Annotated in this window: 9 protein-coding genes; 6 read left to right on the forward strand and 3 right to left on the reverse strand. The window is 66.8% G+C overall.

The annotated features are described in order from the left end of the window. From DI526_RS21925 to DI526_RS21935, 3 genes are all read right to left on the reverse strand, one after another. Window positions 1-783, reverse strand: a 783-nt coding sequence (locus tag DI526_RS21925) for an FUSC family protein (RefSeq protein ID WP_304282697.1), incomplete at its 3' end; no start/stop codon positions are given. Next, entirely contained in the window at window positions 783-1,274 is a 492-nt protein-coding gene (locus DI526_RS21930; protein ID WP_304282700.1) for a CinA family protein, read from the reverse strand. The genes DI526_RS21925 and DI526_RS21930, both read right to left, overlap by 1 nt. Window positions 1,275-1,310: 36 nt before the next feature. Continuing rightward, window positions 1,311-2,459, reverse strand: coding sequence for a bifunctional 2-C-methyl-D-erythritol 4-phosphate cytidylyltransferase/2-C-methyl-D-erythritol 2,4-cyclodiphosphate synthase (locus DI526_RS21935; RefSeq protein WP_304282701.1), 1,149 nt, complete (start codon window positions 2,457-2,459; stop codon window positions 1,311-1,313). A 99-nt stretch (window positions 2,460-2,558) separates the two neighbouring features. On the opposite strand from DI526_RS21935, the gene dusB reads away from it, so the two are divergent. The 6 genes from dusB (at window position 2,559) to DI526_RS21965 (ending at window position 10,673) form a co-directional block, all read left to right on the forward strand. Beyond that, window positions 2,559-3,566: a tRNA dihydrouridine synthase DusB gene (gene dusB / locus DI526_RS21940; RefSeq protein WP_304282704.1), complete on the forward strand. Its 1,008-nt coding sequence runs from the start codon at window positions 2,559-2,561 to the stop codon at window positions 3,564-3,566. After that, the gene (locus DI526_RS21945; RefSeq protein ID WP_304282706.1) at window positions 3,563-4,693 is read left to right on the forward strand and encodes a nitrogen regulation protein NR(II); all 1,131 of its coding nucleotides are present in this window, start codon (window positions 3,563-3,565) and stop codon (window positions 4,691-4,693) included. The genes dusB and DI526_RS21945 overlap by 4 nt, the downstream gene beginning before the upstream one ends. Before the next feature lie 2 nt (window positions 4,694-4,695). Further along, the gene (locus DI526_RS21950; RefSeq protein ID WP_013079109.1) at window positions 4,696-6,117 is read left to right on the forward strand and encodes a sigma 54-interacting transcriptional regulator; all 1,422 of its coding nucleotides are present in this window, start codon (window positions 4,696-4,698) and stop codon (window positions 6,115-6,117) included. Between the two features lie 63 nt (window positions 6,118-6,180). Beyond that, complete coding sequence (locus DI526_RS21955) at window positions 6,181-8,424, forward strand: PAS domain-containing sensor histidine kinase (RefSeq protein ID WP_304282709.1); 2,244 nt, start codon at window positions 6,181-6,183, stop codon at window positions 8,422-8,424. Next, a complete protein-coding gene (gene ntrX / locus DI526_RS21960; RefSeq protein WP_304282711.1) occupies window positions 8,421-9,809 on the forward strand; it encodes a nitrogen assimilation response regulator NtrX in 1,389 nt (462 codons plus the stop codon). Before DI526_RS21955 ends, ntrX begins: the two co-directional genes overlap by 4 nt. Beyond that, the gene (locus tag DI526_RS21965) at window positions 9,810-10,673 is read left to right on the forward strand and encodes a D-amino-acid transaminase (RefSeq protein ID WP_304282713.1); all 864 of its coding nucleotides are present in this window, start codon (window positions 9,810-9,812) and stop codon (window positions 10,671-10,673) included. The last annotated feature ends 15 nt before the right edge of the window (window positions 10,674-10,688 follow it).

The raw sequence follows: 10,688 nt of genomic DNA on the forward strand, positions 1-10,688 counted from the left end.
ATCGTTGCGAAGCCGCCAAAGGGTTCGCGGCAGAGCGTCGGATACGGACCGATCGCTTAGTTTCGTAGCGCTTTCCCGATCGGCCTCGGTCATCGCCGTCTGGAGCTTGGCGAGCGCCGCTCGGAGGTCGTCCTGAGCCTTCAGATAATCGGTGGTGTCGGGCGCGCCGCGTAAGGCTTCGGCGTGGCTTTCAAGGATCTGCGCCTGCAAGCCGACGATCTTCTGGATGCTGGCGACAACGGCGGCGTGAGCGCGCGCAGGAAAGATCAGCAGGGTCGCGGCGACGCCGACCAGGCTCCCGACAGTGATCTCCGCCACGCGCAAGCTCGCGGCGATCAGCGGATCCATGTGTGTCGTCGTGCCGATCAACATGATCACGGCCGTGACCGGCGCCGCTTTGAGCGAAGGGCGTATCGAAACCACGAAAGCGAGCAACGCCACCGTGAGACAAAGGATCAAGCCGCCGAATTCCGACCAACGCGAGTGAAGATAGGCTGCTACCGCGCCCGCGAGCGCGCCGACCACTGTGCCGAGAAAGCGTTCGATCGAAGCGGTGATCGTTGCGCCCAGGCTCGCCTGAACCACGATCACGGCCGTGAACACCGCCCAATAGCCTTGCGGCAGGCGCAACAGGGTCGCGATCGCGTAAGCGGCGCCGACGGCGGCCGAGACCCGGATTGCGTGGCGAATCTCGGTCTTCCGCGCGGCGGCGGCCTTTATCGCTCGTTGCGAAAGATTGGCGCCGGTAAAGCGCCGCCAGTCGCTGGGCGCCGTCTCTGGCACTAGGTCACCGCCTCGCGCAGCATCTCCAGCGCCATGACGATCGCCGCCAGCTGGACAGCTTCGCGCGTATCGCCGAGGAACCGCTCGTGCCGATGAACGACCGAGCGGTTGGCGCGGGCGACGGCGAAGTGGACCGTACCGACGGGTTTCAGTGGGGAGCCGCCGCCAGGACCCGCGACGCCGGTGATGGCGACGGCGACGTGGCCGTTGCTCTCGCGCAGCGCGCCTTCGGCCATCATCCGCGCGACAGGCTCGGAGACCGCGCCGTGGTCAGCGATCAGGTCGCCGGGGACGCCCAGCATCTCGGACTTGGCGCGATTGGTGTAGGTGACGAAGCCGCGCTCGAACACGTCGGAAGCCCCCGGGATCGCGCAGATGGCGCCGGCGACCAGGCCGCCGGTGCAACTCTCTGCTGTGACCAGACGCAGGGAGCGACCGCGTGCTTCGTCGATCAGCAGGCGGGCCAGGGTCTCAATCTCGAGCGGGAACATGCGGGTCTCCGTCTTAGCGTCGGCAGCCTAGCCTGTTCAGGCCGGAGTCTCGACCGCCACGACGGCCGACGCCGCCAAACCCTCGCCCCGGCCAGTGAAGCCCATCTTCTCGGTCGTCGTCGCCTTCACGCTGACCCGGTCGACGGAAAGGCCGAGGATCTCCGCCAAACGCTCACGCATCGCCTGACGGTGCGGCTTGATCTTAGGGCGCTCGCAGATCAGCGTCACATCGACATTGACCAGAACGCCGCCCTTTGCGCTCACGAGATCGACCGCGTGCCTGAGGAACTGGTCCGAGGCCGCGCCCCTCCACTTTGGATCGGTCGGCGGGAAGTGGTCGCCGATATCGCCTTCGCCGATCGCGCCCAGGATGGCGTCGGTCAGGGCGTGCAGGCCGGCGTCAGCGTCGGAGTGGCCGATCAAAGTCTCGTCGTGCTTGATCGCGACGCCGCAGAGCCAAACCTCTTCGCCAGGACCCCAGCGATGCGCATCGAAGCCTTGGCCGACACGGGTGACGCGCGCGGCGCCGGCTAGCCGTTCGGCCATGGCGAAATCCTCAGGATAGGTCAGTTTCAACAACAGCGGATCGCCCGGCGCGATCGCGACGCGTCCGCCAGCGGCCTCGATCACCTGGACATCGTCCGTGGGTTCGCCTTCGCTCCAGGCGGCGTAGGCGTCAAGCAAGGTCTGGCGACGGGCCGCCTGGGGGGTTTGGGCGCGCCAAAGGTGCTCGCGTGACGTCGTCACGGGATTTTGGTCTGGCTCGGCGCGCTTTAGCGTGTCGGCGACGGGCAGGGCGGGCAGGACGCCATCGGCGCCCTCCAGCGCCTTCAGCACTTCGCGGATCGTTTGCCGCGCCAGCAGGGGGCGGGCCGCGTCATGGATCAGCACCGGTTCGTCGGCGGGTCGATGGGCGAGGGCGCGGAGGCCGGACTGCACGGACTGGGCGCGCGTCGCGCCACCCTTCGCCACCCGCCAGCCGCCCAGGCCCTCGAGTACGGTGGGAAGGGCGGCTTCGCCGTCGTCCGTCGTGACGATGACGAGCTCGGACGCGCCGGCGGCGAGGAAGGCCTCCACAGACCACCTCAAAACGGGTTTTCCAGCCAGCAAGCGCCATTGTTTTGCCTGGCCCGGCCCGGCTCGGGTTCCCGAGCCGGCGGCGACGATCACGGCGGAGAAGGTCATCAGGGCTGTTTAGCCGTAAGGCGGCGCATGTCCAGTCGATCCGGGCTTTACTGCGTCGCACAATGTGCCTAAAAAGAATGCTACGGGGATGATCAGAAAATGAGCAAAGAGCTCGATATCGGCGGGGTTCGCGTCCCCGGTCGGGTGTGGATCGCGCCTATGACCGGGGTTTCGGACCTGCCTTTCAGAGAAACCGCCACGGCGCTCGGCGCGCCCTATGTGGCGACCGAGATGGTGGCCTCCGCGGAGTTCGCGAAGGGGCGTCCGGATGTCGTTCGCCGCGCCGCCGTCGGCGACGGGCTGCCGCTGACGGTCATCCAGCTGGTTGGGCGTGATGTCGACTGCATGGCTCAGGGCGCCCGGATGGCGGCTGAGGCTGGGGCTGAGATCATCGACCTAAACTTTGGCTGCCCGGCCAAGGAGGTCGCGGCGGGCGCCGCCTGTGGGTCGGCGCTGATGCGAGAGCCGGACCTCGCCGAGGCCCTGGTGGCCGCTGCGGTCGAGGCGGTTGACGTGCCTGTGACGGTGAAGATGCGGCTGGGCTGGGATGACGCCAGTCGAAACGCGCCCGAGATCGCCGCACGCGCCGAAGCGGTGGGGGCTCGCGCCATCACGGTTCATGGCCGCACGCGGAATCAGTTCTACAAGGGCGTCGCCGACTGGTCGGCGGTCGCCGAGGTCAAGAACGCCGTGTCGGTCCCCGTATTGGTCAATGGGGACATCGTCGACGGCGCCAGCGCACGTCTTGCGCTTGAGCAATCGGGCGCTGACGGGGTGATGATTGGGCGTGGCGTATATGGCCGCCCCTGGATCGCCGGCGCGATCGAGGCGGCCCTGGATGGGCGCGGCTTCGGCGAGCCGGAGGCTGAAGAGCGCCTGGCGATCGCGCTCACGCATTTCCGCCGCAGTCTGTCTTTTTATGGCGATCGCCTGGGCCTCAAGATGTTCCGCAAGCATCTGGCCTCGTACATCGAGGCCGCCCCTTGGCCTGAAACCGCCGAAGCCCGTCGCGCCGCGCGCGCCAGCTTGTGTCGCTTAGAGGATCCCGTCGCCGTGGAGGCCGCCCTGCGCGACCTGTGGCTGGCGGGCGGGAGATTAGCCGCATGACAGACCGCGCCCGGGTACTGACCGGCGTCGCCTCCGACGCCTTGAAATCCGCGGCCTTCGATCTGAGCCCGGAACCGGCGCTCGTGGTCGATCGCGAGGGCGGACTCGTCGCCGTGAACGAGGCGGCCGAGGCGCTCTTTGGCCATGGCCTGTCCTTGCTGGCGAGGGGCCGCTTCCGCGCCGCCTTGCCGCCGGGATCGGTGTTGGTTTCACTGCTCGACAGGGCCATTTCCGAAGGCGCTCTGGTTCGCGAGCACGGCGTCGAGGTCAATCTTTTCGGGCAGCCTCCCTTCGAGGCGGACGGCGCTGCGGCGCCGCTCGGAGATGGCTCGGTCCTGCTGACTCTGCACGTCAAGGGCGTGCTCGGCGTTGATCGCGGCGCGGATACCGCGGGCCTTCGCTCTGTCGTCGGCCTGGGCAAGATGCTGGCCCACGAGATCAAGAACCCTCTGGCCGGTATTCGCGGCGCGGCCCAACTGCTCAAGACCGGCGCCAGCGCGGTCGATCAGCCGCTGGCGCAATTGATAGTCGATGAGACCGATCGCATCCGCCGCCTTGTCGACCGCATGGAAGCGTTTTCGGACGATGCGCCGACGCCGCGCGAGCCGGTCAATATCCACCAGGTGCTCGACCGCGTCCGCGCCTTGGTCGCGAATGGCGTGGCCGATGGGTTGCAATTGAAGGAAAGCTACGATCCTTCGCTTCCGCCGGTCTGGGGTGACGAGGATCACCTGATCCAAATCTTCTTGAACCTCACGAAAAACGCCGCCGAGGCGGCGCACATGCGCGGCGACGGACGCGGGGCGATCTCCATTCACACCGCGTGGCGTCCGGGCGTTCGGGTGCGCGGGGCCGACGGCAAGAGCTCAAGCGGCGCTCCCATCGAGGTGCGGGTGGTCGATAACGGACCCGGTGTTCCCGCCACCCTGCGTGATCACCTCTTCCAGCCCTTTGTCACCACCAAGGCCAACGGAACCGGGCTTGGTCTGGCGCTCGTGACCAAGCTGGTCACCGCCCACGGGGGGCTGATCGATTTCGAATCCGAGCCTGGCCGCACTGTGTTTCGCGTCCTGCTGCCCATCGCGCCTCAAAACGGCGCTCCCGATCCTGTTTCTGGAGACGCGTAACGATGAACGCCGCGAGCAAGAAGATCCTGATCGCCGACGACGACAGCTCGGTCCGCCTGGTTCTGAGCCAGGCCTTTACGCGCCTGGGCTATCAGGTCCGCGCCACGGGCAACGCCACGACGCTTCTCAAGTGGGTCACGGATGGAGAGGGGGACCTCGTCGTCACCGACGTGATGATGCCCGACGAGAACGTCTTCGACGTCCTGCCGCGCATCCGCAAGGAGCGCCCAAAGCTGCCGATCATCGTGATGAGCGCGCAGAATACGCTGCTCACCGCCGTCAACGCCGCCGACGCGGGTGCGTTTGAGTACGTCTCAAAGCCGTTCGATCTGGACGATGTGACGGCGGCCGCCCGGCGCGCCCTGTCTCGCCCCGCCGACACCGAGGCCTCCAAGGCGCAAGCCCGGGCCATGCGCGACGAGCGCCTGCCGCTGATCGGTCGCTCCGCGCCGATGCAGGAAGTCTATCGCACGATCGCGCGTCTGGTCGGCGCCGACCTGACGGTTCTGATCCTCGGCGAGAGCGGCACTGGCAAGGAGCTGGTCGCCCGCGCCTTGCATGAGTTGGGCCGCCGGCGCGACGGTAAGTTCGTCGTGTTGAACCTGGCCGCCGTTCCGCGCGAGCGGGTGGAGGTCGAGCTGTTCGGCCGTGGCGAAGGCGACAATGGTCGTCTTGTCGAGGCGGACGGGGGCACGCTGTTCCTGGACGAGATCGGCGACATGCCGCTGGACGCCCAGACCCGCCTCCTGCGCGTGATCGACGGCACCGAGCCGGTGATCAACCCCAAGACCGGCCGCCGGCCGAACGTTCGGATCATCGCCGCCACCAACCGCGATCTGCGCGGCCTGATCCAGCAAGGGCTGTTCCGCGAGGATCTGTTCTTCCGCTTGAACGTCGCCCCGGTTCGTTTGCCGCCGCTGCGCGATCGCGCCGAGGACATTCCGGATCTGGCGCGAACCTTCCTGCTGCGCGCGGCCCGTGAGGGGCTGCCGGCCAAGACCATCGACCAAAGCGCCCTGGATCGCCTGAAGAGCTATCCGTGGCCCGGCAACGTGCGCGAGCTCGAGAACCTGATGCGTCGGATGTGCGCGCTCTATGCCGAGGAGCTGATCACCGCGCGCATCGTCGATCGCGAGCTTCAGGACCACACTCCGGCCGTGCGCTCGGAAGAAGGGCCCGTTACGCTTTCGACCCTGGTCGAACGGCATCTGGCTTCACACTTCGCCGATCAGCCGGATGGCGTTCCTCCGCCTGGACTCTATGATCGCGTTCTGCAGGAGATCGAGCGCCCCCTGATCCAGCTGACCCTTTCAGCGACGCGCGGCAATCAGGTTCGCGCCGCCGAGATCCTGGGCCTCAACCGCAATACGCTCCGCAAGAAAATTCAGGACCTCGGGGTCGAGATGACGCGAGGCAGGCGGTAAGCCTGAAGCATTCCTAGCACATAGCTGTTGAATTCAGGGCACACCCCCTTAAACTCAGGGGTGATGGCTTCAGTGGCTTACGCGACCGGATCGGAAGCCCCGCCGACCCGATTCAGTCGGGCCTGGTGGCGAGAGCTTTTGCGATCGCGCTACCTGGTTTCGGCAGGCTACGGCCTGGCTGTCCTGCTGACGGTGGCCGGGGTCGCCTTGGCGTCCTCGCCGCCAAAGACCGACTCGATCAGCACGGCCAGCACGGTCATTCTGGTCGTGCTCGGGTTTAATCTCGTCTTGATCCTCGGCGTGGCCACCATCGTGGGCCTTCGCCTCTATGACCTGATCGATGCGCGAGCCAGCGACGAGGGCGCGCGGCTGCACCTGCGTTTCGTGGGCCTCTTCTCGCTCGCAGCCGTCGCACCGGCAGTCATCGTCGCCTTGTTTTTCGGCGTTCTGGTCAATCGCGGCGTCGACGGCTGGTTCAGCCAGAAGGTCCAGACCGTGGTCGGCAATTCCGCCAAGGTCGCCAACTCCTACGTCGAGCAGCAGAAGAACTATATTTCCGAGCACATCGCGCCGATGGCGTCGGACCTGAACCGCGCCGCGCCGGCCATGTCGCAGTCGCCCGTCGCCTTCGGTCACTATCTGTCGGGTGTCATGGAGGATAACGGCTTTTCGGCCGCCTACATCCTCGACCGGGACGGCCGTATCTTGGCGCGGGCCGAAACGGCCGTGGCGCCGCCTTTCCTTGCGCCGCCTCCGTCCAGCTATCAGGCCACCGACAGCGGTGAGGTCAGCGCCCAACGCTTTGTATCGAAAGATCTCTTCAGGGCGCTTTATAAGCTCAAGGCGTTTCCGGACGGCTATCTCTATGTGGTCCGCCCGATCGAGCAGGGCATCCTCAGTCACTTGATCGAAACGCAGGACGCGCTGCTGTCCTATCGGGACGCCGAGCGGAGCAGGGGGCGGATCCAGGCGATCTTCGGGCTCAGCTATCTGGAGACGGCGCTCCTCGTCCTTGTCGCCGCCATCTGGGTCGGCATCGCCGCCGCCAACTCGATCGCGGGACCGGTCGCGGATCTGGTCGAGGCGGCCGGGCGCGTGTCGGGCGGCGATCTGAACGCTCGAGTGGAGGCGGGCTCGGGGCCGGACGAGATCCGGGCGCTCTCCAACGCCTTCAACATGATGACCAGCGAGCTACAACTGCAGCAGGCCGCGCTCAAGGCCGCCAGCCTGGACGCCGAGAGCCGTCGGCAGTTTATCGAGACCGTGCTCTCCGGCGTCAGCGCGGGCGTCGTCAGCCTCGACGAGCGAGGAAGGGTTTCGGCCGTCAATCGTCGAGCAACCGCGCTCCTGGGCCTCCCGGATGACGCACTCGGTGTTGATCTCATCACCCTGGCGCCGGAGTTCGCCGAGGTCATGGAGGCGCTGGAGCAGAGCCGCCCGGACACGGATGTCGAGATCGACATCATGCGCGAAGGCGAGACGCGGCGACTGCGGGTTCGCGCGGCGGGCCATGTCGCCGCTGGCCTAGTCCTGACCTTCGACGACATCACTCGCCTCGTGGCCGCGCAGCGGAACGCCGCCTGGAAGGACGTCGCCCGTCGGATCGCGCATGAGATCAAGAATCCTCTGACCCCGATCCAGCTGTCGGCCGAGCGCCTGCGCCGAAAGTACCGCAAGGAGATCGCCAGCGATCTCGATACCTTCGACCGGTGCACGGACACCATCATTCGCCAGGTCGGTGATATCGGCCGAATGGTCGATGAGTTCTCGGCCTTCGCCCGCATGCCCGCACCGCGGTTTGCGCCCGCGAATCTGACGGAGATGCTGCGGCAGGCGGTTTTCGCGCAACGCTTTCAGGATGCGGAGATCGAGGTTCGCCTCGATGAGCCCGGCGGGGCGGATGTCTGGGTCACCTGCGACGAGCGCATGATCGGACAGGCGCTGACGAACATCCTCAAGAACGCTGGCGAAGCGGTTGGCGCGCGACGCTTGGGCACCCCCGATCTGCCTGGGCGGATCGTCGCCACGCTCGTGTCCACCGCGGAGGATCTGTGCGTGACGATCGAGGACAACGGCGTCGGCCTTCCTGCGAAGGACCGTGACCGGTTGACCGAGCCCTATGTGACGACCCGCGAGAAGGGCACGGGCCTGGGCCTGGCCATCGTCAAGCGGATCATGGAGGACCATGGCGGTGGCCTGGCCCTGACCGATGCGCGCGAGCCGCCCGGCGCGCGCGTCATCCTGAAGTTTCCGACGACCGCGCGTCTGCCCGCCGCGGCCCAAAGTGGCGTTGAGGAGATGATATGAGCGCCGACGTTCTGGTGGTGGATGACGAAGCCGACATCCGCGAATTGGTGGCCGGTATCCTTGAGGACGAGGGGTATGCCGTTCGCACGGCCGCCGACTCCGACCAGGCGCTCGCGGCGATCCGCGCGCGCAAGCCCGCCTTGCTGATCCTGGATATCTGGATGCAGGGCGGCGGCATGGACGGCCTCGAGTTGCTGGACATGGTCAAGGCGCTCGACGCCGACCTGCCCGTGATCATGATCTCCGGACACGGCAACATCGAGACGGCCGTCAGCGCCATCAAGCGCGGCGCTTACGAGTTCCTTGAGAAGCCCTTCAAGTCGGACCGCTTGCTGCTGGTTGTCGAGCGCGCGCTCGAAGCGGCTGGCTTGCGCCGTGAAAACCGCCGGCTTAGGGCGCAGACCTTCGCGCCCGACGGTCTGATCGGCAAGTCGGCGCCGGCCCAGGCCTTGCGCCAAATGATCCTGAAGGTCGCCCCGGCCAACAGTCGCGTTCTGGTCTCGGGCCCCCCCGGTTCCGGCAAGGAACTGGTGGCGCGGCTGATCCACGGCGCCAGCACGCGGGCGCGGCAGGAGTTCGTCGCGGTCAGCGCCGCCGGCATGGCCCCGGAACGTCTCGACGTCGAGCTGTTTGGCGAGGAAGGCGAGGGCGGCCGCCCACGCAAGATCGGCGTGTTCGAACGGGCGCATGGCGGCACGCTCTATCTCGACGAGGTGGCCGACATGCCGCGCGAGACCCAGGGACGGATCCTCCGAGTTCTGGTCGAGCAGCGCTTCCGGCGCGTGGACGGCGACAACGATGTGCAGGTCGATGTGCGCGTGATCTCTTCGACCTCTCGCGACCTGCGCGAAGAGATCGCGGGCGGCCGGTTCCGCGAGGACCTGTTCCACCGCCTGAACGTCGTGCCCGTCCGGGTGCCGGGTCTCGCCGAACGTCGCGAGGACATACCGGAGCTGATCAACTTCTTCATCGAGCGCATCAGTGAGGCGACCGGCCTGCAACGCCGTCGACTGGGCGAGGACGCGCTGGCGACGCTTCAGGTCCAGACTTGGCCGGGGAATGTCCGCCAGCTTCGTAACAACGTCGAGCGGATGTTGATCCTGGCGTCAGGCGAACCTGGCGACGTGATCACGGCCGAGATGCTCTCCGGCGGCGATCAGCCCAGCGCCGGCAACGCCGGCGCCATCGGGGCCGAGCGGATCATCGCCCTGCCGCTGCGCGAGGCGCGCGAACTGTTCGAGCGCGAGTACCTGAACGCCCAAATCCTGCGTTTCGGCGGCAATATCTCGCGAACGGCCAACTTCATCGGCATGGAGCGCTCGGCCCTTCACCGCAAGCTGAAGTCCTTGGGCGTCGCCGGCGCTAGGGCCGAAGAGGAAGAGTAGATGTCGCGTTTCGCCTATGTGAATGGCCAGTTCGTGCGTCACGGCGAGGCCGCTGTTCATATCGAGGATCGTGGCTACCAGCTGGCCGACGGCGTCTACGAGGTCTGGGCCGTGTTCGACGGCAAGCTCGCTGACTCTGAGGGGCACTTCGCGCGGCTCTGGCGCAGCCTGGATGAGCTTCGTATCGCCCATCCGATGAGCGAGGGCGCCTTGACCCTGGTCCTGCGCGAGGCGGTTCGCCGAAACAAGGTGCGGGAGGGGCTCGTCTATCTGCAGGTGACGCGCGGAGTCGCCCGCCGCGATCATGCCTTCCCGACCCCCGCCGTGCCGCCCTCGGTGGTGATCACCGCCAAGGCGATCGATCGCGCAGCCACCAACGCCAAGGCGAAGAATGGCGGCTTGGTGATCTCGGTTCCTGAGAACCGCTGGGGACGGTGCGACATCAAATCGATTGGCCTTCTGCCCAACGCCTTGGCCAAGCAGGCCGCCCGTGAGCGCGGCGCCGTCGAAGCCTGGTTCGTCGACGACATGGGACTCGTCACCGAGGGCGCTTCGTCGAACGCGTGGATCGTCGATGCGGAAGGGGTGCTTCGCACACGCGACACTAACGCCAACATCCTTCGCGGCGTTACACGTTCGACCTTGCTGGAAGTGATCCGCGAGGCCGGCCTGCCGATCAGCGAAAAGCCGTTCACGATCGCCGAGGCGCAAGCCGCGAGGGAGGCCTTCATCACCGGCGCGGGGTCTTTGGTGACGCCGATCGTCCAGGTGGATGGGGTCAAGCTTGGGGATGGAAAGCCGGGGCCGGTGGCAATGCGGCTTCGTCACGCCTATATAGCTCGAGCGCGTCAGAAGGCCGTATGAGACCCGAGCAATTTT

It is taken from the genome of Caulobacter segnis, assembly GCF_003243465.1.
Taxonomy (GTDB): domain Bacteria; phylum Pseudomonadota; class Alphaproteobacteria; order Caulobacterales; family Caulobacteraceae; genus Caulobacter; species Caulobacter segnis_A.